Here is a 22,656-nt window from a genome sequence, read left to right on the forward strand (position 1 = left end):
CAGGCCCGAAGCCGAGGATCACTCCTCGACGGCAACCTCTTCCTCGGACTCGACGATCGGACGATCGACCAGCTCGACGAAGGCCATCGGCGCGTTGTCGCCGGTGCGGAAACCGCACTTGAGAATACGGACGTAACCGCCCGGACGCTCGGCGTAACGCGGGCCCAGCTCATTGAAGAGCTTGCCGACCGCTTCCTTCGAGCGGGTACGGCTGAAGGCCAGACGACGGTTGGCGACGCTGTCCTGCTTGGCCAGGGTGATCAGCGGCTCGATGACGCGACGCAGCTCCTTGGCCTTGGGCAGGGTTGTCTTGATCACTTCATGTTCGACCAGCGAGACGGACATGTTCTTGAACATGGCCTGGCGGTGCGAGCTGGTACGATTCAGGTGACGACCACTCTTACGATGACGCATGGTTGCTATTCCTTACCAAACTGGGACTCGAGTCGACGCTCACGCAGAGGCCTTGTCGTCCTTCAGGCTTGCCGGAGGCCAATTCTCCAACCGCATGCCCAGGGACAGACCGCGTGCTGCCAACACGTCCTTGATTTCATTCAAAGACTTCTTGCCGAGGTTCGGCGTCTTCAACAGCTCGACTTCGGTACGCTGAATCAGATCGCCGATGTAGTAGATATTCTCGGCCTTCAGACAGTTGGCGCTGCGGACGGTCAGCTCGAGATCGTCTACGGGGCGCAGCAGGATGGGATCGATGTGATCCTCTTCCTCCTCGACTTCCTGTTCCTTGTCGGCTTCCAGGTCGACGAACGCTGCCAGCTGCTCCTGCAGGATGGTGGCGCTGCGACGGATCGCTTCCTCGGGATCCAGGGTGCCGTCGGTCTCCAGATCGATGATCAGCTTGTCGAGATCGGTACGCTGCTCGACACGCGCGGCATCGACCGCATAGGAGACACGACGCACGGGGCTGAAGGTGGCATCCAGCTGCAGGCGACCGATGGCGCGAGACTCGTCGTCGGCGCCGACACGGGCATCCGCCGGCTCGTAACCGCGGCCACGGGCAATCTTCAGCTGCATCTTGAGCTCGGCGCCCTCGTTGACGTGAGCGATGACATGATCCGGATTGACGATTTCGACGTCATGGTCAAGAACGATGTCACCCGCTGTCACAACGGCCGGGCCCTGCTTGTTCAGCGAGAGCACCGCCTCGTCACGACTGTGCATGCGGATGGCCACGTCCTTGAGGTTCAGGAGGATCTCGATGACATCTTCCTGAACACCCTCGATCGCGCTGTACTCATGCTCAACACCCGAGATCTCGACTTCCACCACGGCACAGCCAGGCATGGACGAGAGCAGAATGCGACGCAACGCATTCCCGAGGGTGTGGCCAAAGCCACGCTCGAAGGGCTCGAGTACGATCTTCGCGTGATGAGCGCTGATCTCTTCGACCTTGATATCGCGCGGACGGAGAAACTCTGTCACTGAACGCTGCATAACTACACCTTTAAGGCTGCCTAACGGTTACTCGGTACTCGTTGCCGGCCCCGAAGGACCGGCACGACGCGGTCAGCGGCGCTTACTTCGAGTACAGCTCGACGATCAGGTTTTCGTTGATGTCGGCAGACAGGTCGCCGCGTTCCGGGATAGCCTTGAAGGTGCCTTCCATCTTCTTCGCGTCCACTTCGATCCAGACGACCTCACCGCGATTCGCGGCAATGGAGAGCGCACTCTGGATGCGCGCCTGGTTCTTGGCTTTCTCGCGAATGGAGACCACGTCACCGGGCTTGACCTGGTAGGACGCCACGTTGACGGTGCGGCCGTTGACGGCGATAGCCTTGTGGCTCACCAGCTGACGTGCTTCAGAGCGGGTGGAACCAAAGCCCATACGGTAGACGACGTTGTCCAGTCGGGTTTCGAGCAGCTGCAGAAGGACTTCGCCGGTGGCGCCGGAGCGACGGGCGGCTTCCTTGTAGTAGCTGCGGAACTGCTTTTCGAGTACGCCATACATACGACGTACTTTCTGCTTCTCGCGAAGCTGCAAGCCGTAGTCTGAAAGACGCTGACGGCGCTGGCCGTGCACACCCGGAATCTGCTCGGATTTGCACTTCTTCTCGAAGGGAGTCACACCGCTCTTCAGAAAGAGGTCGGTGCCTTCACGACGAGACAGTTTGCACTTCGGTCCAATATAACGAGCCATGAATCTGTCTCCTTAAACGCGGCGTTTCTTCGGCGGACGGCAGCCATTGTGGGGAATGGGCGTCGCGTCGGTGATGCTCTGCACGCGGAAGCCGGCAGCGCTCAGGGCGCGTACGGCGGATTCACGGCCAGGACCGGGGCCCTTGACCAGCACGTCGACGTTTTTCACACCATACTCGGCTGCAGCAGTCGCTGCACGTTCGCTTGCCACTTGAGCAGCGAACGGGGTGCTCTTGCGAGAACCACGAAAACCCGAACCACCGGCAGTCGCCCAAGAGAGAGCGTTGCCCTGGCGGTCTGTGATCGTCACGATCGTGTTGTTAAAAGAGGCGTGGATATGCGCGATGGCATCCACTACCTGCTTTTTAACCTTTTTACGGTTGCTACGCGGGTTAGCCATGTTGATGTCGTTTCCTGTCTTTACGCCAGAACGTGCGTGTTACTTGCGAATCGGCTTGCGCGGGCCCTTGCGGGTACGCGCGTTGGTCTTGGTACGCTGACCACGCAGCGGAAGACCGCGACGATGACGCAGACCACGATAGCAACCCAGGTCCATGAGACGCTTGATGTTGAGCGTCACATCACGACGAAGGTCGCCTTCTACGGTGTACTTGCCGACTTCACTACGCAGGGCATCCACTTCTTCAGAGGAGAGCTCCTGAATCTTTGCAGTCGGCGCGATGCCGGTGGCGGCACAAATCTGCTGTGCACGCGTACGGCCAATCCCGAAGATATAGGTCAGCGAGATCGCCGCATGCTTGTTGTCCGGGATATTGACGCCTGCAATACGGGCCATCAGCTTACTCCGAAATTTGAGCGGCTTGCTCGTTTAGTCACTACAAAAGGCGCAACAGCATACCCCTTTACCCGATAAAGGGCAAGGGGCATGCCTGCACCGCTTTCAATAAACGCCAGAATCAACCCTGGCGCTGCTTGTGCCGCGGTTCGATGCAGATGACGCGAACGGCGCCATTGCGACGAATGATCTTGCAGTTGCGGCACATCTTCTTGACGGAAGCTCGAACTTTCATCGTTCCTTCTCCAAAATCGGCACGCGGCGCGCCAAATCACCGGCGCGGCTCAGCGCATGATGCCGCCGCTGCCATAGCCTTTCAGGTTGGACTTCTTCATTACCGAGTCATACTGATGCGACATGAGGTGCGACTGCACCTGGGCCATGAAGTCCATGATCACTACCACTACGATCAGCAGGGACGTACCACCGAAGAAGAACGGCACGTTCCAGGCAACGATCAGGAACTGGGGCATCAACGAGACCCCAGTAATGTAGAGGGCACCGAACAGGGTCAAACGCGTCATGACCTTGTCGACATAGCGAGCGGTCTGTTCACCCGGGCGTATGCCCGGCAGGAAGGCGCCCGACTTCTTGAGATTGTCGGCGACATCCTTGGGATTGAAGACCAGCGCTGTGTAAAAGAAGCAGAAGAATATCACCGCCGCGCCGAAAAGCAAGATATACAGTGGCTGACCCGGGCCCAGGGCCTGGGAAGCACGCTGCAACCACTCCATGCCGTCACCGGCCCCTACCCACTGCCCCAGTGATGCCGGGAACAACAGGATGCTGGAGGCGAAGATGGCCGGAATGACGCCAGCCATATTCACCTTCAGCGGCAGGTAGCTGCTCTGGCCGGCATACATCTTGTTGCCGACCTGACGACGCGGGTAGTTCACCGTAATCCGACGCTGGCCCCGCTCGATGAACACCACGAAAGCCACCGTGGCGACACCCAGTACGGAAAGTGCCAGCAGCGGCAACACGTTCCACGCGCCTTCGTTGCGGGCCAGCTCGAAAGCCTGCCCCACGGCACCCGGAAGCCCGGCGACGATACCGGCGAAGATCAGCAGCGAGATGCCGTTGCCGATGCCCTTCTCGGTGATCTGCTCACCCAGCCACATCAGGAACACCGCACCGGTCACGAAGCTGACGATGGCAGTGAAGTAGAAACTGAAGTCGGCCGTGTAGGCAATGCCCTGGCTGGCCAGGCCCACCGACATGCCGGTGGCCTGAACAAAGGCCAGCAACACCGTGCCGTAGCGGGTGTACTGGCTGATCTTGCGGCGGCCGGCCTCGCCTTCCTTCTTGAGCTGCTCAAGATGGGGTGAGACCGCGGTCAAGAGCTGCATGATGATCGACGCCGAGATGTACGGCATGATCCCCAGCGCCATGATGCTCATGCGCTCCAGCGCACCACCCGAGAACATGTTGAACATGCCCAGGATGGTACCCTGCTGCTCCCTGAACAAGGCAGCAAGCTGGTCAGGATTGATACCGGGCACGGGGATATGGGCACCAATACGGTACACCACGATGGCGAGGAGCACGAAGCGCAGACGCGCCCATAGTTCACTCAGACCGCTGCCCATCGCCGGCATGTTTCCTGACTTGGCCATTTAGTCCTCTACCTTGCCACCGGCGGCTTCGATTGCAGCACGGGCACCTTTGGTGACCTTGATGCCGCGAACCGTGACCGCCTTGTTGACGTCGCCGGAAAGGATGATTTTCGCGTGCAGCGTGGCATCCTTGAGCACATTGGCGTCCTTGAGAGTCGCCATGGTGACTTCATCACCTGCCACCTTGGAGAGCTCGCTCAGGCGAACTTCTTCAGAGACCAGCGACTTCGCAGACGTGAAGCCGAATTTGGGCAGGCGACGCTGCAGCGGCATCTGACCGCCCTCGAAACCAGGCTTCACACTACCGCCGCTGCGCGACTTCTGGCCCTTGTGGCCACGACCGCCGGTCTTGCCCAGACCGGAGCCGATGCCACGACCGACACGCTTTTCGGCGTGCTTGGAACCCGGTGCCGGGCTCAGGCTATTGAGTTTCATGGATTACTCTCCCTCAACACGCACAAGGTAATTAACCTTGTGGATCATGCCGCGAACGGCAGGGGTGTCTTCCAGTTCAACCGTGTGACCAATGCGACGCAGACCCAGGCCTTTCATGGTGGCCTTGTGCTTGGGCAGTGTGCCGATGGTGCTGCGGGTCTGGGTAACCTTGAGTGTTGCTGCCATGGTATTCACCCCGTGATCGCGTCGACAGACAGACCGCGCTTGGCGGCGATGTCGTCCGGCGACTGCATGGAAGCGAGGCCCTTGACGGTTGCCCGCACCACGTTCACCGGATTGGTGGAGCCGTAGCACTTGGCCAGGACGTCGTGGACGCCAGCCAGCTCGAGCACGGAGCGCATGGCACCGCCAGCGATGATCCCGGTACCTTCGGAGGCCGGCTGCATGTACACCTTGGAGGCACCGTGACGGGCCTTGACCGGGTACTGCAGCGTGTGGCCCTTCAGGCTGACCTTGACCATGTTGCGGCGCGCCTGGTCCATGGCCTTCTGGATCGCGACCGGCACTTCACGCGCCTTGCCACGACCGAAGCCCACACGACCATTGCCGTCGCCGACGACGGTCAGAGCGGTGAAGCCGAAAATCCGGCCACCCTTGACCACCTTGGCGACACGGTTGACCTGTACGAGCTTTTCCTGCAGGTCGCCGGTGTTCTGTTCGTTCTTCGCCATCGTAAAACCCTTTAGAATTCCAGGCCGCCTTCACGTGCGGCGTCGGCCAGGGCCTTGACACGGCCGTGGTACTTGAAGCCGGCACGATCGAAGGCTACCTGGGTGATGCCTGCCTGCTTGGCGCGTTCGGCAATCAGTGCACCCACCTTGGCGGCGGCGTCCGAGTTACCGGTCGCACCCTCGCGCAGATCCTTGTCCAGCGTGGAAGCGCTGGCCAGCACCTTGCCACCATCCGGCGAGATAATCTGCGCATAGATGTGACGCGGGGTACGGTTGACGCACAGGCGATACACGCCCAGCTCGCGGATCTTGGCGCGAGCGCGGCGGGCACGACGGAGACGAGATTCTTTCTTCGCGTTCATAACCCTGCCTTACTTCTTCTTGGCTTCTTTGCGACGCACCTGCTCGTCGGCGTACCGTACACCCTTGCCCTTGTAGGGTTCCGGGGGACGGAAGGCGCGGATTTCCGCAGCGACCTGGCCGAGCTTCTGCTTGTCCGCGCTTTTCAGCACGATCACGGTGTTCTTCGGCGTTTCCGCCGAGACACCGTCAGGCAGTGTGTAGTCGACCGGGTGCGAGAAGCCCAGTGTCAGGTTGAGCGTCTGGCCCTTGGCCTGGGCACGATAGCCGACGCCGATGATTTCCAGGGACTTGGTGAAGCCCTCGGAGACGCCGGTGACCAGGTTCTGGACCAGTGCGCGTGTGGTGCCGGCCATCGCCCAGGACTTGGCGGTCTTGCTCGGGTTGAAGGTCAGCTGACCCTCTTCCTGAGCGACGACCACGTCCGAGTGGACGGTCATGGACAGCGTGCCCTGGCTGCCCTTGACGGTCAGCTGGTCGCCATCAAGCTTGATGTCGACGCCGGCAGGCAATTTAACCGGATATTTGGCTACGCGGGACATTCCAAACTCCTAGAATACGGTGCAGATGACTTCGCCACCGACGCCCGCCTCGCGAGCGGCACGGTCGGTCATCACGCCCCGGGAGGTGGTGACGATCGCGACACCCATGCCATCCGCCACCTTGGGCAGTGAAGACTTGCCCTTGTACTGGCGCAGAGACGGCTTGGAAACCCGCTGCAGGTGCTCGATGACCGGCCTTCCCTCAAAGTACTTGAGGGTTACGGTCAGCTCGGGCTTGGTGCTTTCAGCCACCGCAAAGTCGGTGATATAGCCCTCTTCCTTCAATACGCGGGCCACCTCGACCTTGAGTTTCGAAGACGGCATGGTGACCGTCTCCTTGGTGGCCATCTGCGCATTGCGGATACGAGTCAACATATCCGCCAGAGTGTCTTGCATGCTCATTTACGTTGCGCTCCTGATGATTCCGTGGCGGCTTACCAACTGGACTTTTTCAGCCCAGGGACTTCGCCACGCATAGCGGCTTCACGCAGCTTGTTGCGGCCCAAGCCGAACTTGTTGTAGTAGCCGTGCGGACGGCCGGTGATACGGCAGCGATTACGCTGACGCACCGGGCTCGAATCACGCGGCAACTGCTGCAGCTTGAGCGTTGCGTCGAAGCGCTCTTCTTCAGAAGTGTTCACGTTCTGGATGATCGCCTTGAGCTCGGCGCGCCGGGCCGCGTACTTCGCGACCAGCTTGGTGCGCTTGAGCTCACGCTCTACCATGCTTTTCTTTGCCATGATCCAACCCTTATTTCTTGAACGGGAAGTTCAGCGCGCTCAGCAGCGCACGACCTTCCTCGTCGGTGTTGGCAGTGGTGGTGATGGTGACATCCAGACCACGAATCCGGTCGATCTTATCATACTCGATCTCCGGGAAGATGATCTGCTCACGCACACCCATGGAGTAGTTGCCGCGACCGTCGAAAGACTTCGGGTTCAGACCACGGAAGTCACGCACGCGGGGTATCGCGATGTTGACCAGGCGATCGAGGAATTCCCACATACGCTCAGCGCGCAGGGTCACCTTGATGCCGATCGGCCAGCCTTCGCGCACCTTGAAGCCCGCGATGGACTTGCGTGCCTTGGTCACCAACGGCTTCTGACCGGAGAGCTTCTCCAGGTCGCCGACGGCATTCTCGATCAGCTTCTTGTCGCTGGTCGCGTCGCCGATGCCCATGTTCAGAGTCACCTTGGTGATCCGCGGCACCTGCATCACGTTGGCGTAGCTGAACTGCTCTTTGAGCTGAGCCACCACCTCGTTCTGATAACGTTCTTTCAAGTTCGCCATTTTGCTACCCGACTCGCGTTAGGCGTCGATCTGCGTCTGCGTCGACTTGTAGATACGTACCTTGGTACCGTCTTCCTTAACCTGGAAGCCGACGCGATCCGCCTTACCGGTCTCCGAATTGAAGATCGCCACGTTGGACGCGTGAATCGGAGCCTCGCGCTCGACGATACCGCCCTGCTTGCCTGCCATTGGATTGGGCTTGGTGTGACGCTTGATCATGTTCACACCGGACACCACAAAGCGTTCCTCTCCGAGGACGCGCTTCACCGTGCCACGCTTGCCCTTATCCTTGCCGGCGATGACGATCACTTCATCGTCACGTTTGATCTTTTGCATATCCGCCTCGCTCCTTACAGCACTTCGGGCGCCAGGGAAATGATCTTCATGAACTTCTCGTTACGAAGCTCACGTGTCACCGGCCCGAAGATACGGGTACCGATCGGCTGTTCGTTGGTGTTATTCAACAGAACGGCCGCATTTCCATCGAAGCGGATCAGCGAGCCGTCGGGACGACGGACACCGCTGCGGGTGCGAACCACCACCGCCTTGAGGACCTGGCCTTTCTTGACCTTGCCACGCGGAATGGCTTCCTTCACCGTGACCTTGATGATGTCACCCACGCGGGCGTAGCGACGGTGTGAACCGCCAAGCACCTTGATGCACTGCACCCGGCGCGCTCCGCTGTTGTCGGCGACATCCAGCATTGTCTGAGTCTGAATCATCGGTTTTCTCCAAACCTAATCTGACTGCTCTCGCCGAGCTCAGCCTTTGGCCTGCTCGACCACCTCGACCAGGGACCAGGCTTTCTTCCTGGACAGCGGACGGCATTCCTGAATGGAAACCGTGTCGCCGACCTTCGCCTGATTTGTCTCGTCGTGGGCGTGCAGCTTGGTGGAGCGCTTGACGTACTTGCCATAGATCGGGTGCCGCTCGCGGCGCTCGATCATGACGACGATGGACTTCTCCATCTTGTCGCTCACCACCTTGCCGGTGAGCGTACGAGCTTTCTTTTCTTCGGCCATCTCAGTCACCTGCCTTCTCGTTGAGCACAGTCTTGACGCGGGCGATATCCCGACGGACCTGCTTGAGCAGATGAGTCTGGCTCAGTTGGCCAGTGGCCTTCTGCATGCGCAGGTTGAACTGCTCGCGGAGGAGTTCGAAGAGCTGCTCACGCAGTTCGTCTACTGACTTTTCACGAAATTCCTGGGCGTTCATCACATCACCGTCCGTTTCACAAAGGTGGTGGATATGGGCATCTTCTGAGCCGCCAGGGAGAAGGCTTCACGAGCCAGCTCTTCCGGCACCCCTTCGATTTCATACAGAACCCGGCCTGGCTGGATCTGAGCGACCCAGTACTCGACGGAGCCCTTGCCCTTGCCCATACGAACTTCGAGCGGCTTCTTGGAAATCGGCTTGTCCGGGAATATGCGGATCCAGATCTTGCCGCCACGCTTGACGTGACGGGTGATCGCACGCCGGCCGGCTTCGATCTGACGGGCGGTGATACGACCGCGACCGGTTGCCTTCAGGCCATATTCCCCGAAGCTGATCTTGCTTCCGCGATGTGCCAGGCCACGGTTGCGACCCTTCATCATCTTGCGGAATTTCATGCGCTTGGGTTGTAACATCGACTCGCTCTCCCCTTACCTGGAACCTTTCTTCTTGGAGGGCGCGGCCTGCGGCTGTTTAGCCTTGGCGCGGACCTCTTCGATGCCCCCGAGGATTTCACCCTTGAAGACCCAAACCTTGACACCGATGATGCCGTAGGTGGTTTTTGCTTCGTAGGTGGCGTAGTCGATGTCCGCACGCAGGGTGTGAAGCGGCACGCGGCCTTCGCGGTACCATTCGGTACGCGCGATTTCCGCACCACCGAGGCGACCTGACAGCATCACCTTGATACCACCGGCACCCAGGCGCATGGCGTTCTGCACGGAACGCTTCATGGCGCGACGGAACATGACGCGACGCTCGAGCTGGCCGGCAATGTTCTGCGCGACGAGCTTGGCGTCCAGTTCCGGCTTGCGGACTTCTTCGATGTTGACGTGCACGGGCACGCCCATCATCGCCGTGACGTCGCGGCGCAGACGATCGACGTCCTCACCCTTCTTGCCAATCACGATGCCCGGACGGGCGGTGTGAATGGTAATACGGGCGTTGTTCGCCGGACGCTCGATGTGGATGCGACTCACGGACGCATTCTTCAGTCGCTCCTCGAGGAAGCGACGCACTTCGAGATCATTGTTCAGCTTGTCGGCATAGGCACCGCGCTCGGCATACCACACCGAGGAGTGATCCTTGACGATACCCAGCCGAATACCTGTCGGATGTACTTTCTGACCCATCTGGTCGACTCCTACTTCTCGGCTACCTTGACGGTGATGTGGCAGGTGCGCTTCAAGATACGATCCGCACGGCCCTTGGCGCGCGGCTTGATACGCTTGAGCGTCATGCCCTCATCGACGCAGATGGTCGAGACACGCAGCTCGTCGATATCCATACCGTTGTTTTCTTCCGCATTCGCGATGGCGGACTGAAGCACTTTCTTGACCAGCTTGGCAGCCTTCTTTGGTGAGAAGGTCAGCAGGTCAATTGCTTCGGCGACCGGCTTACCGCGCACCTGGTCAGCCACCAAACGGGCCTTCTGGGCGGATAAACGAGCGCCACGCAGCTTAGCTGTGACTTCCATCTCTCAATCCTCTCTGGCTTACCGTTTGGCTTTCTTGTCCGCCGCATGCCCGCGATACGTGCGGGTGGCAGCGAATTCGCCCAGCTTGTGGCCAACCATTTCCTCGGAGACGTGCACCGGGACGTGTTGGCGACCGTTATGGACAGCAATGGTGAGCCCGACCATATTCGGCAGGATCATCGAGCGACGCGACCAGGTCTTGATCGGTTTGCGATCGCTCTTCTCCACTGCAGCCTCAACCTTCTTCAGCAGATGAAGGTCAATGAAGGGACCTTTCTTCAGTGAACGTGGCACAGCCGTTACCTCTTAATGTCTTGGCGTATGGTCTCAGCTCCGGGCCTTGCGGCGACGGATGATGAGTTTGTCGGTGCGCTTGTTCTTGCGCGTCTTGTGGCCCTTGGTGGGAACGCCCCACGGGGAGACCGGGTGACGGCCACCGCTGGTGCGGCCTTCGCCGCCGCCATGCGGGTGATCCACCGGGTTCATGGCCACACCGCGAACGGTCGGACGCACGCCTCTCCAGCGCTTCGCACCGGCCTTGCCAAGTTGACGCAGGCTGTGCTCGGAGTTGCTCACTTCACCCAGGGTCGCGCGGCACTCTGCCAGCACCTTGCGCATCTCGCCGGAGCGCAGACGCAGGGTGGCGTAGTTGCCTTCACGAGCGACCAACTGGGCGCTGGTGCCGGCGCTGCGTGCGATCTGAGCACCCTTGCCGGGCTTCAGTTCGATGCAGTGCACGGTGGAACCCAGCGGGATGTTACGCAGCGGCAGGGTGTTACCCTTCCGGATCGCCGCGTTGACACCGGACTCGAGACGGTCACCGGACTTCACGCCCTTGGGCGCGATGATGTAGCGACGCTCGCCGTCCAGATACTTCAGCAGCGCAATATGGGCGCTACGGTTCGGGTCGTATTCCAGGCGCTCGACGATGGCGGGAACGCCATCCTTGGTGCGCTTGAAGTCCACGAGCCGATAGTGCTGACGGTGACCACCGCCCACGTGGCGGGTGGTGATGCGGCCGTTGTTGTTACGTCCACCGGAGCGCGACTGCTTCTCGAGCAGCGGTGCATAGGGCTTGCCCTTGTGCAGATCCTCGCTGACGATCTTGACGACGTGGCGACGACCGGCGGATGTGGGTTTTGTCTTGACGATTGCCATGATCCGTACTCCTGCCCTTATTCGGCGCCAGTGAAGTCTTCGAGCGTCTCACCGGCGGCCAGGGACACATAAGCCTTGCGGTAGCCCTGGCGACGGCCCAGACCCTGCGCAGTACGCTTGGTCTTGCCCTTGACGTTCAATACCTGGACGCGATCGACCTTCTTGCCGAACAGGACCTGTACGGCCTGCTTGATTTCCGGCTTGGTCGCGTCACTGGCCACCTTGAACACGTACTGATTGTTCTCAGCGGCGAAAGCGGCCTTCTCGGTCACGTGCGGACCAAGCAGAACCTTGAATACGCGTTCCTGGTTCATGCCAGCTTCTCCTCGAATTTACGCAGAGCAGAGACGGTGACCAGCACCTTGTCAAAGGCGATCAGGCTCACCGGGTCGGCAGCAGCCACATCCACCACATCCACGTTGGGAATGTTACGGGCGGCCAGATAGAGCTTCTCGTCGACTTCCTCGGTGACGATCAGCACTTTCTCGAGGTTCAGCTCCTTGAGCTTGGCCACCAGCTCCTTGGTGCGAGGCGCTTCGACGGTGATCTCGTCGATCGCCACCAGACGCTCCTGGCGAACCAGCTCGGAGAGAATCGCGCGCATGGCCGCACGGTACATCTTGCGGTTGACCTTGTGGGAGTGATCCTGCGGACGGGCCGCAAAGGTCACGCCACCGCTGCGCCACAGCGGCGAGCGGATGGTACCGGCACGAGCGCGACCGGTACCCTTCTGGCGCCACGGCTTCTTGCCACCACCACGAACGTCGGAACGGTTCTTCTGGGCGCGAGTCCCCTGACGACCACCGGCCAGATAGGCGGTGACGACCTGGTGAACCAGCGCCTCGTTGAATTCTTTGCCAAAGGTGGCGTCGGCGACTTCGACAGTGCCCGCGCCTGCAGCTAGATTCAGATTCATCGGTTCTATCCCCTTCAGCCAGCTTTGACGGCGCTGCGCACAATGACGTCGCTGCCGGTAGCACCGGGCACGGCACCCTTGATCAGCAGCAGGTTGCGTTCGGCGTCGACACGGACAATTTCCAGGCTCTGCACAGTGCAGCGGACATTGCCCATCTGGCCGGCCATCTTCTTGCCTTTGAAGACACGACCCGGGGTCTGACACATGCCGATGGAACCCGGCGCGCGGTGCGACAGTGAGTTGCCGTGGGTGGCATCCTGGGTGCGGAAGTTCCAGCGCTTGACGGCGCCCTGGAAGCCCTTGCCCTTGGAGGTGCCGGTCACATCGACCATCTGACCAGCTTCGAAGAGGGATACGGTGAGTTCGCCGCCCACTGCCGGAGCCTCATCGCCTTCTGCAAGGCGGAACTCCATCAGCGCACGACCGGCCTCGACACCCGCCTTGGCATATTGACCTGCCTGGGCCTTGGTGAGGTGCTTGGCCTTGCGGGAGCCGGTTGTGACCTGAATCGCCGCGTAGCCGTCGGTATCGACAGACTTCACGCTGGTGACGCGATTCGGCTCAACCTCGATCACGGTTACGGGCACAGAGGCGCCATCTTCGGTAAAGACACGGGTCATACCGGCCTTTCTACCGACTAAACCGATAGTCATTCTCAGTCTCCTTTAGTGTACGGGGCTATCACCCGCTATGGCTGCCCTTTCCAGAGCATTCCACTAGCACGTTGTATGACGCCATCACGGCGTGGCGGCTGCTGCTCATGTCTATCGTATGAGCGCTGGGCCGCGGGGTGTCTAGTGTAGTCAGTCGAGCTTGATTTGCACGTCCACGCCAGCGGCGAGATCGAGCTTCATCAGCGCATCGACAGTCTTCTCGGTCGGCTCGACGATATCGAGCACACGCTTGTGTGTGCGAATCTCATACTGATCGCGCGCGTCCTTGTTGACGTGCGGAGAGATCAGGATGGTGTACCGCTCACGATTGGTCGGCAGCGGGATCGGCCCACGTACCTGAGCACCGGTGCGCTTGGCGGTTTCAACGATCTCCGCGGCGGACTGGTCGATCAGGCGATGGTCGAACGCTTTCAACCGAATGCGAATCTTCTGGTTCTGCATTTGCCCTAAACTCCAATGGATGTCGACGGCGCTTGCCGCCTACCCACGCATTCAAAGGATGCGCATTATAGGCACGTCGCAAGCGAGAGTCAAACACTCTGCTTGCGATGCGCAGAAAGGGGGCCCCTCCCGGAGCCCCCTTCGATCATTCCAGCGAAAACCGCTTACTGGATGATCTTGGCCACGACGCCAGCGCCGACGGTACGGCCACCTTCGCGAATGGCGAAGCGCAGACCGTCATCCATGGCGATCGGAGCGATCAGGGTAACGACCATCTTGACGTTGTCGCCCGGCATGACCATCTCGACGCCTTCCGGCAGCTCACAGGTACCGGTGACATCAGTGGTACGGAAGTAGAACTGCGGACGATAGCCCTTGAAGAACGGCGTGTGACGACCACCCTCTTCCTTGGACAGCACGTAGACTTCGGCTTCGAAGACGGTGTGCGGGTTGATGGAGCCCGGCTTGGCCAGAACCTGGCCACGCTCGACGTCATCACGCTTGGTGCCACGCAGCAGGGCGCCGACGTTCTCACCGGCACGACCTTCGTCGAGCAGCTTGCGGAACATCTCGACGCCGGTCACGACGGTCTTGGTGGTGTCGCGGATACCGACGATCTCGACTTCCTCGCCAGCCTTGACGATGCCACGCTCGATACGGCCGGTGACCACGGTGCCACGACCGGAGATGGAGAAGACATCCTCGATCGGCATCAGGAACGGCTGGTCGATGGCGCGCTCCGGCTCCGGAATATAGTCGTCCAGGGCCTTGATCAGGTTGGCAACGGCGGTGGTACCCATGCCGTTGTCGTCCTTGCCTTCCAGCGCCATCAGGGCAGAACCGGTGATGATCGGGGTGTCGTCGCCCGGGAAGTCGTACTCGCTCAGCAGCTCGCGAACTTCCATCTCGACCAGCTCGAGCAGCTCTTCGTCATCGACCATGTCGGCCTTGTTCAGGAACACGACGATGTACGGCACGCCGACCTGACGCGAGAGCAGGATGTGCTCGCGGGTCTGCGGCATGGGGCCGTCGGCAGCAGAACAGACCAGGATAGCGCCGTCCATCTGGGCAGCACCGGTGATCATGTTCTTGACGTAGTCGGCGTGTCCCGGGCAGTCCACGTGAGCGTAGTGACGCTGCTCGGACTGGTACTCAACGTGAGAGGTGGCGATGGTGATGCCGCGCTCACGCTCTTCCGGTGCGTTGTCGATGGTGTCGAATTCACGCCAGTCGCCGCCGAACACCTCGGCAGAAACGCGAGTCAGGGCCGCAGTCAGAGTGGTCTTGCCGTGGTCGACGTGACCGATGGTGCCGACGTTGACGTGCGGTTTGGAACGTTCGAATTTTTCCTTAGCCACTTCGATAACCTCTTTACGTTAGCTAAAACGGTTTAACCTTTCTGGTTGATGACGGCTTCTACGATGCTGGAGGGCGCCTCGTCGTACTTCGAGAACTCCATAGTGTAGCTCGCACGACCCTGGGACTGAGAACGCAGATCGGTTGCGTAACCGAACATCTCGCCCAGCGGCACCGTCGCGCGGATGATCTTGCCGGAGGAAGAGTCATCCATGCCCTGCACCAGACCGCGACGACGGTTCAGGTCGCCCATGACGTCACCCATGAATTCCTCGGGGGTCACGACCTCGACCTTCATCACCGGTTCCAGCAGCACGGCTTTGGCCTTGCGGGCCCCTTCCTTGACAGCCATGGAAGAGGCAACCTTGAACGCGTTCTCGTTCGAGTCCACGTCATGGTAGGAGCCATCGTACAGCGTGACCTTGACGTCGATCATCGGGTAACCCGCGATGACGCCGTTCTGCAGCTGCTCAAAGGCCCCTTTCTCGACGGCACCCACGTACTCCTTGGGCACCACACCGCCGACGATCTCGGAAGCGAACTTGAAGTGCATGTCTTCGTCTTCGCCCTTGTCCGCCTCGGTCAGCGGCTCGATACGCAGCCAGACGTGGCCATACTGGCCGCGACCGCCAGACTGACGCACGAACTTGCCTTCCTGCTCAACGCTGCCGCGAATGGTTTCACGGTAGGCGACCTGGGGCTTGCCGATATTGGCCTCGACCTTGAACTCGCGACGCATGCGGTCGACGATGATATCGAGGTGCAGCTCGCCCATGCCGGAGATGATGGTCTGACCCGTTTCCTCGTCGGTCTTGACGCGAAACGAGGGGTCTTCCTGGGCCAGCTTGCCCAGTGCGACGCCCATCTTCTCCTGGTCGGTCTTGGTCTTCGGCTCCACGGCCACGGAGATCACCGGATCCGGGAACTCCATGCGCTCCAGCACGATCTTGTCGTTCAGATCGCACAGGGTATCGCCCGTGGTGACGTCCTTCAGGCCGATACAGGCAGCGATGTCACCAGCCAGAACTTCCTTGATCTCTTCGCGGGAGTTGGCGTGCATCTGCACGATACGACCCACGCGCTCTTTCTTCTGCTTGACCGAGTTGTAGACGCTGTCGCCGGAGTTCAGCACCCCGGAATAGACGCGGATGAACGTCAGGGTACCGACGAACGGGTCGGTAGCGATCTTGAACGCCAGCGCGGCGAAAGGCGCACTGTCGTCCGCCTCGCGGGTGGCGATGGTGCCATCCCTGTCGTCGAGTTCACCCTCGATGGCCTTGACCTCGGTGGGTGACGGCATGTATTCGATGACGCCATCGAGAACCGCCTGCACGCCCTTGTTCTTGAACGCCGAGCCGCAGGTGACCAGCACGATCTCGTTGGCCAGGGTGCGACGACGCAGGCCGGCCTTGATCTCCTCGACGGTCAGCTCGCCACCCTCGAGATACTTGTCCATCAGCTCTTCGGAGGCCTCGGCGGCCGCCTCGACCATCTCTTCGCGGTACTTCTCGGCGGTCTCCTGAAGCTCGGCAGGAATATCGACGAGGTCATAGCTCATACCCTGGTCGGCTTCATTCCAGACGATGGCCTTCATGGTGATCAGGTCGACGACACCCTTGAATTCTTCCTCGGTGCCCCAGTTGATCTGGATCGGCACGGCATTGGCGCCGAGACGTTCCTTGAGCTGGTCGACCACCATGAAGAAGTCGGCGCCGGTGCGGTCCATCTTGTTGACGAACACCATGCGCGGGACTTCGTACTTGTTGGCCTGGCGCCAGACGGTCTCGGTCTGGGGCTGAACGCCGGACGAGCCGCACAGCACCACGACGGCACCGTCGAGTACACGCAGGGAACGCTCGACCTCGATGGTGAAGTCGACGTGTCCCGGCGTGTCGATGATGTTGATGCGGTGCTCATCGAACTGCTTGTTCATGCCCTGCCAGAAGCAAGTGGTTGCCGCGGAGGTGATGGTGATACCACGCTCCTGCTCCTGCTCCATCCAGTCCATGGTGGCTGCGCCATCATGGACCTCGCCGACCTTGTGAGACAGGCCGGTATAGAACAGCACGCGCTCGGTCGTGGTGGTCTTGCCGGCATCGACGTGAGCGACGATGCCGATATTACGGTAGCGTTTTAGTGGAGTCTTGCGAGCCACGGTGGAACTCCCCGTTGGTTGGCGATGCGATTAGAAGCGACGCACTTAGAAGCGGTAGTGCGAGAACGCCTTGTTGGCCTCGGCCATGCGATGCACGTCTTCACGCTTCTTGACCGCGGAGCCCTTGCCCTCGGCGGCATCGAGCATCTCGCCAGCGAGACGCTGCACCATGGTCTTCTCGCCGCGCTTGCGCGCCGCATCCACCAGCCAACGCATGGCCAGCGCCTGGCGGCGCGAGGGGCGGACTTCTACCGGAACCTGATAGGTCGCACCGCCAACGCGGCGTGACTTGACCTCGACCATGGGCTGGATGGCTTCCAGCGCACGATCGAAGATCTCCAGCGGCTCTTCCTTGCTACGCTCGGCAACCTTGTCCAGCGCACCGTAGACGATGTGCTCGGCCACGGACTTCTTGCCGCTGTACATCAGGTGGTTCATGAACTTCGCCAGGCGCTCACTTCCGAACTTGGGATCCGGCAGGATTTCGCGCTTGGCTACTACTCTTCTTCTAGGCATGACAAGCCCTCTATCGAAGGGTCTTTCAGGCAAACCCGGAACTCTCGCACGCTCTTTTCGAACTCGCGACGCCCGGCCTTACTCTTATCAGACCGAATTGATTCTGGATGCGTACCGAGGCCGATCAGGACTTCGGACGCTTGGTGCCGTACTTGGAACGGCCCTGCTTACGGTTCTGCACGCCGGAGGTATCGAGGGCGCCGCGAACGGTGTGATAGCGCACACCCGGCAAATCCTTGACACGACCGCCGCGGATCAGCACCACAGAGTGCTCCTGGAGGTTGTGACCCTCACCGCCGATGTAGGACGACACTTCGAACCCGTTGGTCAGGCGCACGCGGCAGACCTTACGCAGGGCCGAGTTCGGCTTCTTCGGGGTGGTGGTGTAGACGCGGGTGCAAACACCGCGCTTCTGCGGACAGGCCTGCAGCGCCGGCACGTCGCTCTTGGCGGCGGGGCGCTTGCGCGGCTTGCGCACGAGCTGATTGATCGTTGCCATGTTGTGTAGCTGACTCCAATGGTTGCCTTGCCTTTCAGCGGGCGCGGGCACACCCACCCCACTGTTAAAGGCTGCGCATTCTAATGTCTAGCGGGGTCGGGCGTCAAGCCGGGAGCACCGCTCACGGCCTGACGCCCTCGCACGCCGTCTACAGGTCGTCGTCGTCCGAGTCCAGCGCGGTGAGCTGAGCGCCCAGCTCCTGCTCGACATCGAAGGCCGACGGGTGGAGCAGACGCTCGGTATCTTCACGCCTGCGGCGACGCTCCTGGTGATGAGCCAGACCGGTTCCTGCCGGAATCAATCGGCCGACCACCACGTTCTCCTTCAGGCCGCGCAGGTAGTCGCGCTTGCCGGTAACCGCCGCCTCGGTCAGCACCCGCGTGGTCTCCTGGAAGGAGGCCGCAGAGATGAACGACTCGGTGGCCAGGCTGGCCTTGGTGATACCCAGCAGCACCCGCTGGTACTTGGCCTGGAACTTCTCGGCCTTCTCCAGGCGAGCATTCTGCTCCAGCACCCGCACCAGTTCGACCTGATCACCCGGGATGAAGTCGGAATCGCCGGAATCGGTGATCTCGACCTTGCGCAGCATCTGACGCACGATCACTTCGATGTGCTTGTCGTTGATGCCCACGCCCTGGAGGCGGTAGACCTCCTGGATCTCGGCGGTGATGTATTTGGCCAGCTCCGCCACCCCCAGCAGCCGCAGGATATCGTGCGGGTTGCTCGGGCCATCGGAGATCACCTCGCCCTTCTCGACGCTCTCACCCTCGAAGACGGCAATCTGGCGCCACTTCGGGATCAGCGCCTCGAAGGGATCGCTGCCGTCCTCGGGGGAGATCGTCAGGCGACGCTTGCCCTTGGTCTCCTTGCCGAAGCTGATGACGCCGCTGACCTCGGCGAGGATCGCCGGCTCCTTCGGCTTGCGTGCCTCGAACAGGTCGGCCACGCGGGGCAGACCCCCGGTGATGTCCTTGTTGCCGGACGCCTCCACCGGGATACGGGCGACGATCTCGCCGACACCGATGGCAGCACCGTTTTCCACGGAGACGATCGACTTGCCCGGCAGCAGGTACTGGACGGGCGTGTTCGAACCCGTGACGCTGATCGGCTCCCCGGCCTCGTCAGTCAGCAGGATCATCGGGCGCTTGTCGCGGCCGGCCAGCGGACGCGCGGCGGACTCGATCACCTCGATGGAGGAAAGGCCGGTCATCTCATCCACGCTACGGTGAATGGTCATGCCTTCGTCCATGTCGGCGTAATGCACCTTGCCCTCGACCTCGGCAATGATCGGGTGGGTGTGCGGATCCCACTTGGCCACGGCCTGACCGGCATCCACGGCGTCGCCATCCTTGACGGAAAGCTCGGCACCGTAGGGCAGCTTGTAGTACTCGCGCTCACGACCATGGTCGTCGGCGACGGCCAGGGCGCTGGAGCGGGAGACCACTACCAGCTTGCCGTCGGCGCGCTCGACGAACTTCATGTTGTGCAGGCGTACGCGACCGCCGTGCTTGACCTGGACGCTGTCCACCGCCGAGGCACGCGATGCCGCGCCACCGATGTGGAAGGTCCGCATGGTCAGCTGCGTGCCAGGCTCACCGATCGACTGGGCGGCGATGACACCCACCGACTCACCGATGTTGACCTGATGGCCACGGGCCAGATCACGGCCGTAGCAGCAGGCGCAGACGCCGTGCGCGGACTCGCAGGTGATGGCACTGCGCACCACGATCTCGTCGACGCCCATGGTGTCGAGATGCTCGCACCAGGCTTCGTCGAGCAGGGTGCCCTTCTCGATCAGCACCTCGTCGGTGGCCGGGTCGATGACATCCTGGGCCACCACGCGGCCAAGCACACGCTGGGCCAGGGAGACGATGATATCGCCGCCCTCGATGACCGGGTGCAGCGTCAGGCCGCGCTCGGTGCCGCAGTCGGTCTCGGTGATCACCATGTCCTGGGCCACGTCGACCAGGCGACGCGTCAGGTAACCGGAGTTGGCGGTCTTCAGTGCCGTATCCGCCAGGCCTTTCCGCGCGCCGTGGGTCGAGATGAAGTACTGGAGTACGTTCAGGCCTTCACGGAAGTTGGCAACGATCGGCGTCTCGATGATCGAGCCGTCCGGCTTGGCCATCAGGCCACGCATACCCGCCAGCTGGCGGATCTGGGCGGCACTACCCCGTGCGCCGGAATCGGCCATGATGAAGACGCTGTTGAACGAGTCCTGTTCGACCTCATTGCCGTCACGGTCGATCACGGTCTCCTTCTCGATCCCGCGCATCATCGCCTTGGCCACCTTGTCGTTGGCCTTGGACCAGATATCGATGACCTTGTTGTACTTCTCGCCGGCGGTGACGAGGCCCGAGGAGAACTGATCCTCGATCTCCTTCACCTCGGCCTCGGCCGCGTCGACGATCTCGACCTTGGCATCCGGGATGACGAAGTCGTTGACGCCGATGGAGGCACCGGACCAGGTCGCCATGCGGAAGCCGGTATACATCAGTTGGTCGGCGAAAATGACCGTCGGCTTGAGGCCGGCACGACGATATACCTCGTTGAGCAGCTTGGAGATCGCCTTCTTCTTCATCGGCTGGTCGACCAGCTCGAAGGGCACGCCGTCGGGCAGGATGCGGAACAGCAGGGCACGACCGGCGGTGGTGTCGTAGATGGTACGCACCGTGCTCTGTTCCCCGGTCTCTTCGTCGACCAGTAGCTCGGTCAGGCGCACCTTGACCCGGGCGTGCAGCGACACGCTCTGGGTACCGAAGGCGCGCTCGACCTCGTTGAGGCCGGAGAACACCATGCCCTCGCCCTTGGCATTGATCTTCTCGCGGGTCATGTAGTACAGACCCAGCACCACGTCCTGGGAGGGCACGATGATCGGATCGCCGTTGGCCGGTGACAGCACGTTGTTGGTGGCCATCATCAGCGCCCGCGCCTCGAGCTGGGCTTCCAGCGTCAGCGGCACATGGACCGCCATCTGGTCACCGTCGAAGTCGGCGTTGTAGGCGGCACACACCAGCGGGTGCAGCTGGATCGCCTTGCCCTCGATCAGCAGCGGCTCGAAGGCCTGGATGCCGAGGCGGTGCAGGGTCGGCGCGCGGTTGAGCAGCACCGGGTGTTCGCGGATGACCTCGGCGAGGATGTCCCACACCTCGGGCAGCTCGCGCTCGACCATCTTCTTGGCGGCCTTGATGGTGGACGCATGGCCCAGCGACTGCAACTTGGAGTAGATGAACGGCTTGAACAGCTCCAGGGCCATCTTCTTGGGCAGACCGCACTGGTGCAGACGCAGGGTCGGACCGACGGTAATGACCGAACGGCCGGAGTAATCGACGCGCTTGCCCAGCAGGTTCTGACGGAAACGCCCCTGCTTGCCCTTGATCATGTCGGCCAGGGATTTCAGCGGGCGCTTGTTCGAGCCGGTGATGGCCCGGCCGCGACGGCCGTTGTCCAGCAGGGCGTCCACCGCCTCCTGCAGCATGCGCTTCTCGTTGCGCACGATGATATCCGGCGCATTGAGGTCGAGCAGACGCTTCAGGCGGTTGTTGCGGTTGATTACCCGGCGGTACAGGTCGTTCAGGTCGGAGGTCGCGAAGCGGCCACCGTCCAGCGGCACCAGCGGTCGCAGGTCCGGCGGCAGTACCGGCAGCACCTCCATCACCATCCACGCCGGCGCATTGCCGGAATTGTGGAAGGCCTCCAGCAGCTTGAGCCGCTTGGAGAGCTTCTTGATCTTGGTCTCGGAGTTGGTCTGCGGGATCTCCTCGCGCAGCCGGTCGATCTCTTCCGGCAGCTCGATGTCCTTGAGCAGCGCCTGGATCGCCTCGGCGCCCATGCGGGCGTCGAAGTCGTCACCGAACTCCTCGAGGGCCTCGAAGTACTGCTCGTCGTTGAGCAGTTGACCGCGCTCCAGCGTGGTCATGCCCGGGTCGATCACCACGAAGCTCTCGAAGTAGAGCACCCGCTCGATGTCGCGCAGGGTCATGTCCAGGAACATGCCGATGCGTGACGGCAGCGACTTCAGGAACCAGATGTGGGCAACCGGCGAGGCCAGCTCGATGTGGCCCATGCGCTCGCGGCGCACCGCCGCCTTGGTCACTTCGACGCCGCACTTCTCGCAGATGATGCCGCGGTGCTTCATGCGCTTGTACTTGCCGCAGAGGCACTCGTAGTCCTTCACCGGGCCAAAGATCTTGGCACAGAACAAGCCGTCCCGCTCCGGCTTGAAGGTACGGTAGTTGATGGTCTCGGGCTTCTTGACCTCACCGAAGGACCAGGAGCGAATCATGTCCGGTGAGGCGAGCGAGATCTTGATCGCATCGAACTCTTCGGACTGTGACTGCGATTTGAGGACTTTCACCAAATCTTTCATG

Annotated in this window: 33 protein-coding genes; all 33 read right to left on the reverse strand. The window is 61.3% G+C overall.

Annotated elements, in window-relative coordinates:
* Positions 1–18: 18 nt before the first annotated feature.
* The 33 genes from rplQ to rpoC all read right to left on the reverse strand — a co-directional run bounded on the left by rplQ (position 19) and on the right by rpoC (position 22,655).
* Positions 19–414, reverse strand: a complete 396-nt coding sequence (gene rplQ, locus DU505_RS18585; RefSeq protein WP_066443693.1) for a 50S ribosomal protein L17 — start codon at positions 412–414, stop codon at positions 19–21.
* Positions 415–453: 39 nt separating this feature from the next.
* On the reverse strand, positions 454–1,452 hold the full coding sequence (locus DU505_RS18590) for a DNA-directed RNA polymerase subunit alpha (protein ID WP_043518283.1): 999 nt from the start codon (positions 1,450–1,452) through the stop codon (positions 454–456).
* Positions 1,453–1,534: 82 nt separating this feature from the next.
* Positions 1,535–2,155: a 30S ribosomal protein S4 gene (rpsD, locus tag DU505_RS18595; RefSeq protein WP_043518281.1), complete on the reverse strand. Its 621-nt coding sequence runs from the start codon at positions 2,153–2,155 to the stop codon at positions 1,535–1,537.
* 12 nt (positions 2,156–2,167) lie between these two features.
* Positions 2,168–2,554, reverse strand: a complete 387-nt coding sequence (gene rpsK, locus DU505_RS18600; protein WP_043518279.1) for a 30S ribosomal protein S11 — start codon at positions 2,552–2,554, stop codon at positions 2,168–2,170.
* 39 nt (positions 2,555–2,593) lie between these two features.
* The gene (gene rpsM / locus DU505_RS18605; protein WP_066443688.1) at positions 2,594–2,950 is read right to left on the reverse strand and encodes a 30S ribosomal protein S13; all 357 of its coding nucleotides are present in this window, start codon (positions 2,948–2,950) and stop codon (positions 2,594–2,596) included.
* A 121-nt stretch (positions 2,951–3,071) separates the two neighbouring features.
* Positions 3,072–3,185 (reverse strand): 50S ribosomal protein L36, encoded by a 114-nt coding sequence (gene rpmJ / locus DU505_RS18610; protein WP_009099023.1) that lies wholly within the window; start codon positions 3,183–3,185, stop codon positions 3,072–3,074.
* Between the two features lie 49 nt (positions 3,186–3,234).
* Positions 3,235–4,566 (reverse strand): preprotein translocase subunit SecY, encoded by a 1,332-nt coding sequence (gene secY / locus DU505_RS18615; RefSeq protein ID WP_114480483.1) that lies wholly within the window; start codon positions 4,564–4,566, stop codon positions 3,235–3,237.
* Positions 4,567–5,001 (reverse strand): 50S ribosomal protein L15, encoded by a 435-nt coding sequence (gene rplO / locus DU505_RS18620; protein WP_114480484.1) that lies wholly within the window; start codon positions 4,999–5,001, stop codon positions 4,567–4,569.
* 3 nt (positions 5,002–5,004) lie between these two features.
* Positions 5,005–5,187, reverse strand: coding sequence for a 50S ribosomal protein L30 (gene rpmD, locus DU505_RS18625; protein WP_066452141.1), 183 nt, complete (start codon positions 5,185–5,187; stop codon positions 5,005–5,007).
* A gap of 5 nt (positions 5,188–5,192) precedes the next feature.
* Entirely contained in the window at positions 5,193–5,693 is a 501-nt protein-coding gene (gene rpsE, locus DU505_RS18630; protein ID WP_066443679.1) for a 30S ribosomal protein S5, read from the reverse strand.
* Positions 5,694–5,704: 11 nt separating this feature from the next.
* Positions 5,705–6,055, reverse strand: coding sequence for a 50S ribosomal protein L18 (gene rplR / locus DU505_RS18635; protein WP_066443671.1), 351 nt, complete (start codon positions 6,053–6,055; stop codon positions 5,705–5,707).
* A gap of 9 nt (positions 6,056–6,064) precedes the next feature.
* Positions 6,065–6,595, reverse strand: a complete 531-nt coding sequence (gene rplF / locus DU505_RS18640) for a 50S ribosomal protein L6 (protein ID WP_114480485.1) — start codon at positions 6,593–6,595, stop codon at positions 6,065–6,067.
* A 9-nt stretch (positions 6,596–6,604) separates the two neighbouring features.
* Positions 6,605–6,997, reverse strand: a complete 393-nt coding sequence (rpsH, locus tag DU505_RS18645; protein ID WP_114480486.1) for a 30S ribosomal protein S8 — start codon at positions 6,995–6,997, stop codon at positions 6,605–6,607.
* 32 nt (positions 6,998–7,029) lie between these two features.
* A complete protein-coding gene (rpsN, locus tag DU505_RS18650; protein WP_066443658.1) occupies positions 7,030–7,335 on the reverse strand; it encodes a 30S ribosomal protein S14 in 306 nt (101 codons plus the stop codon).
* 10 nt (positions 7,336–7,345) lie between these two features.
* Positions 7,346–7,885 (reverse strand): 50S ribosomal protein L5, encoded by a 540-nt coding sequence (rplE, locus tag DU505_RS18655; RefSeq protein ID WP_114480487.1) that lies wholly within the window; start codon positions 7,883–7,885, stop codon positions 7,346–7,348.
* An 18-nt stretch (positions 7,886–7,903) separates the two neighbouring features.
* On the reverse strand, positions 7,904–8,221 hold the full coding sequence (gene rplX / locus DU505_RS18660) for a 50S ribosomal protein L24 (RefSeq protein WP_114480488.1): 318 nt from the start codon (positions 8,219–8,221) through the stop codon (positions 7,904–7,906).
* 14 nt (positions 8,222–8,235) lie between these two features.
* The gene (gene rplN / locus DU505_RS18665) at positions 8,236–8,607 is read right to left on the reverse strand and encodes a 50S ribosomal protein L14 (RefSeq protein WP_008959163.1); all 372 of its coding nucleotides are present in this window, start codon (positions 8,605–8,607) and stop codon (positions 8,236–8,238) included.
* Positions 8,608–8,646: 39 nt separating this feature from the next.
* Entirely contained in the window at positions 8,647–8,907 is a 261-nt protein-coding gene (gene rpsQ, locus DU505_RS18670; protein WP_066443648.1) for a 30S ribosomal protein S17, read from the reverse strand.
* Between the two features lies 1 nt (position 8,908).
* On the reverse strand, positions 8,909–9,100 hold the full coding sequence (rpmC, locus tag DU505_RS18675) for a 50S ribosomal protein L29 (RefSeq protein ID WP_114480489.1): 192 nt from the start codon (positions 9,098–9,100) through the stop codon (positions 8,909–8,911).
* On the reverse strand, positions 9,100–9,513 hold the full coding sequence (gene rplP / locus DU505_RS18680; protein ID WP_114480490.1) for a 50S ribosomal protein L16: 414 nt from the start codon (positions 9,511–9,513) through the stop codon (positions 9,100–9,102). Before rplP ends, rpmC begins: the two co-directional genes overlap by 1 nt.
* Before the next feature lie 15 nt (positions 9,514–9,528).
* Complete coding sequence (rpsC, locus tag DU505_RS18685) at positions 9,529–10,227, reverse strand: 30S ribosomal protein S3 (RefSeq protein ID WP_066443639.1); 699 nt, start codon at positions 10,225–10,227, stop codon at positions 9,529–9,531.
* Between the two features lie 11 nt (positions 10,228–10,238).
* A complete protein-coding gene (gene rplV / locus DU505_RS18690) occupies positions 10,239–10,571 on the reverse strand; it encodes a 50S ribosomal protein L22 (protein ID WP_018917732.1) in 333 nt (110 codons plus the stop codon).
* 18 nt (positions 10,572–10,589) lie between these two features.
* On the reverse strand, positions 10,590–10,865 hold the full coding sequence (gene rpsS, locus DU505_RS18695) for a 30S ribosomal protein S19 (RefSeq protein ID WP_008959165.1): 276 nt from the start codon (positions 10,863–10,865) through the stop codon (positions 10,590–10,592).
* A gap of 33 nt (positions 10,866–10,898) precedes the next feature.
* The gene (gene rplB, locus DU505_RS18700) at positions 10,899–11,729 is read right to left on the reverse strand and encodes a 50S ribosomal protein L2 (RefSeq protein WP_114480491.1); all 831 of its coding nucleotides are present in this window, start codon (positions 11,727–11,729) and stop codon (positions 10,899–10,901) included.
* 17 nt (positions 11,730–11,746) lie between these two features.
* Entirely contained in the window at positions 11,747–12,043 is a 297-nt protein-coding gene (gene rplW, locus DU505_RS18705; protein WP_102653884.1) for a 50S ribosomal protein L23, read from the reverse strand.
* Positions 12,040–12,645: a 50S ribosomal protein L4 gene (gene rplD / locus DU505_RS18710; RefSeq protein ID WP_043518300.1), complete on the reverse strand. Its 606-nt coding sequence runs from the start codon at positions 12,643–12,645 to the stop codon at positions 12,040–12,042. Before rplD ends, rplW begins: the two co-directional genes overlap by 4 nt.
* Before the next feature lie 14 nt (positions 12,646–12,659).
* Positions 12,660–13,298: a 50S ribosomal protein L3 gene (gene rplC, locus DU505_RS18715; RefSeq protein ID WP_114480492.1), complete on the reverse strand. Its 639-nt coding sequence runs from the start codon at positions 13,296–13,298 to the stop codon at positions 12,660–12,662.
* Positions 13,299–13,448: 150 nt separating this feature from the next.
* Entirely contained in the window at positions 13,449–13,760 is a 312-nt protein-coding gene (rpsJ, locus tag DU505_RS18720; RefSeq protein ID WP_016419080.1) for a 30S ribosomal protein S10, read from the reverse strand.
* Positions 13,761–13,924: 164 nt separating this feature from the next.
* Positions 13,925–15,118: an elongation factor Tu gene (gene tuf, locus DU505_RS18725; RefSeq protein WP_066443631.1), complete on the reverse strand. Its 1,194-nt coding sequence runs from the start codon at positions 15,116–15,118 to the stop codon at positions 13,925–13,927.
* Positions 15,119–15,150: 32 nt separating this feature from the next.
* On the reverse strand, positions 15,151–17,271 hold the full coding sequence (gene fusA / locus DU505_RS18730; RefSeq protein WP_114480493.1) for an elongation factor G: 2,121 nt from the start codon (positions 17,269–17,271) through the stop codon (positions 15,151–15,153).
* Between the two features lie 45 nt (positions 17,272–17,316).
* Complete coding sequence (gene rpsG, locus DU505_RS18735; protein WP_114480494.1) at positions 17,317–17,787, reverse strand: 30S ribosomal protein S7; 471 nt, start codon at positions 17,785–17,787, stop codon at positions 17,317–17,319.
* A gap of 124 nt (positions 17,788–17,911) precedes the next feature.
* Positions 17,912–18,286 (reverse strand): 30S ribosomal protein S12, encoded by a 375-nt coding sequence (rpsL, locus tag DU505_RS18740; RefSeq protein WP_010626462.1) that lies wholly within the window; start codon positions 18,284–18,286, stop codon positions 17,912–17,914.
* 148 nt (positions 18,287–18,434) lie between these two features.
* Positions 18,435–22,655, reverse strand: coding sequence for a DNA-directed RNA polymerase subunit beta' (gene rpoC / locus DU505_RS18745; RefSeq protein WP_114480495.1), 4,221 nt, complete (start codon positions 22,653–22,655; stop codon positions 18,435–18,437).
* Position 22,656 lies beyond the last annotated feature (1 nt).

It is taken from the genome of Billgrantia montanilacus (assembly GCF_003336675.1).
Classification (GTDB): Bacteria; Pseudomonadota; Gammaproteobacteria; order Pseudomonadales; family Halomonadaceae; genus Halomonas; species Halomonas montanilacus.

What these genes read in the sequence shown, in the direction of transcription:
- rpmD (WP_066452141.1), bottom strand. Translation starts at nt 5,187, where the DNA reads ATGGCAGCAACACTCAAGGTTACCCAGACCCGCAGCACCATCGGCACA.
- rpsE (WP_066443679.1), bottom strand. Translation starts at nt 5,693, where the DNA reads ATGGCGAAGAACGAACAGAACACCGGCGACCTGCAGGAAAAGCTCGTA.
- rplX (WP_114480488.1), bottom strand. Translation starts at nt 8,221, where the DNA reads ATGCAAAAGATCAAACGTGACGATGAAGTGATCGTCATCGCCGGCAAG.
- rplC (WP_114480492.1), bottom strand. Translation starts at nt 13,298, where the DNA reads ATGACTATCGGTTTAGTCGGTAGAAAGGCCGGTATGACCCGTGTCTTT.
- rpsJ (WP_016419080.1), bottom strand. Translation starts at nt 13,760, where the DNA reads ATGCAGAACCAGAAGATTCGCATTCGGTTGAAAGCGTTCGACCATCGC.
- DU505_RS18590 (WP_043518283.1), bottom strand. Translation starts at nt 1,452, where the DNA reads ATGCAGCGTTCAGTGACAGAGTTTCTCCGTCCGCGCGATATCAAGGTC.
- rpoC (WP_114480495.1), bottom strand. Translation starts at nt 22,655, where the DNA reads ATGAAAGATTTGGTGAAAGTCCTCAAATCGCAGTCACAGTCCGAAGAG.
- rplR (WP_066443671.1), bottom strand. Translation starts at nt 6,055, where the DNA reads ATGAACGCGAAGAAAGAATCTCGTCTCCGTCGTGCCCGCCGCGCTCGC.
- rpsQ (WP_066443648.1), bottom strand. Translation starts at nt 8,907, where the DNA reads ATGGCCGAAGAAAAGAAAGCTCGTACGCTCACCGGCAAGGTGGTGAGC.
- rplF (WP_114480485.1), bottom strand. Translation starts at nt 6,595, where the DNA reads ATGTCCCGCGTAGCCAAATATCCGGTTAAATTGCCTGCCGGCGTCGAC.
- rplE (WP_114480487.1), bottom strand. Translation starts at nt 7,885, where the DNA reads ATGGCGAACTTGAAAGAACGTTATCAGAACGAGGTGGTGGCTCAGCTC.
- rpsK (WP_043518279.1), bottom strand. Translation starts at nt 2,554, where the DNA reads ATGGCTAACCCGCGTAGCAACCGTAAAAAGGTTAAAAAGCAGGTAGTG.
- rplB (WP_114480491.1), bottom strand. Translation starts at nt 11,729, where the DNA reads ATGGCAATCGTCAAGACAAAACCCACATCCGCCGGTCGTCGCCACGTC.
- rplP (WP_114480490.1), bottom strand. Translation starts at nt 9,513, where the DNA reads ATGTTACAACCCAAGCGCATGAAATTCCGCAAGATGATGAAGGGTCGC.
- rplD (WP_043518300.1), bottom strand. Translation starts at nt 12,645, where the DNA reads ATGAATCTGAATCTAGCTGCAGGCGCGGGCACTGTCGAAGTCGCCGAC.
- secY (WP_114480483.1), bottom strand. Translation starts at nt 4,566, where the DNA reads ATGGCCAAGTCAGGAAACATGCCGGCGATGGGCAGCGGTCTGAGTGAA.
- rplN (WP_008959163.1), bottom strand. Translation starts at nt 8,607, where the DNA reads ATGATTCAGACTCAGACAATGCTGGATGTCGCCGACAACAGCGGAGCG.
- rpsC (WP_066443639.1), bottom strand. Translation starts at nt 10,227, where the DNA reads ATGGGTCAGAAAGTACATCCGACAGGTATTCGGCTGGGTATCGTCAAG.
- rplO (WP_114480484.1), bottom strand. Translation starts at nt 5,001, where the DNA reads ATGAAACTCAATAGCCTGAGCCCGGCACCGGGTTCCAAGCACGCCGAA.
- rpsG (WP_114480494.1), bottom strand. Translation starts at nt 17,787, where the DNA reads ATGCCTAGAAGAAGAGTAGTAGCCAAGCGCGAAATCCTGCCGGATCCC.
- rpsN (WP_066443658.1), bottom strand. Translation starts at nt 7,335, where the DNA reads ATGGCAAAGAAAAGCATGGTAGAGCGTGAGCTCAAGCGCACCAAGCTG.
- rplQ (WP_066443693.1), bottom strand. Translation starts at nt 414, where the DNA reads ATGCGTCATCGTAAGAGTGGTCGTCACCTGAATCGTACCAGCTCGCAC.
- rpmC (WP_114480489.1), bottom strand. Translation starts at nt 9,100, where the DNA reads ATGAACGCCCAGGAATTTCGTGAAAAGTCAGTAGACGAACTGCGTGAG.
- rpmJ (WP_009099023.1), bottom strand. Translation starts at nt 3,185, where the DNA reads ATGAAAGTTCGAGCTTCCGTCAAGAAGATGTGCCGCAACTGCAAGATC.
- rpsD (WP_043518281.1), bottom strand. Translation starts at nt 2,155, where the DNA reads ATGGCTCGTTATATTGGACCGAAGTGCAAACTGTCTCGTCGTGAAGGC.
- rpsL (WP_010626462.1), bottom strand. Translation starts at nt 18,286, where the DNA reads ATGGCAACGATCAATCAGCTCGTGCGCAAGCCGCGCAAGCGCCCCGCC.
- rpsM (WP_066443688.1), bottom strand. Translation starts at nt 2,950, where the DNA reads ATGGCCCGTATTGCAGGCGTCAATATCCCGGACAACAAGCATGCGGCG.
- rplW (WP_102653884.1), bottom strand. Translation starts at nt 12,043, where the DNA reads ATGAACCAGGAACGCGTATTCAAGGTTCTGCTTGGTCCGCACGTGACC.
- rplV (WP_018917732.1), bottom strand. Translation starts at nt 10,571, where the DNA reads ATGGAAGTCACAGCTAAGCTGCGTGGCGCTCGTTTATCCGCCCAGAAG.
- rpsH (WP_114480486.1), bottom strand. Translation starts at nt 6,997, where the DNA reads ATGAGCATGCAAGACACTCTGGCGGATATGTTGACTCGTATCCGCAAT.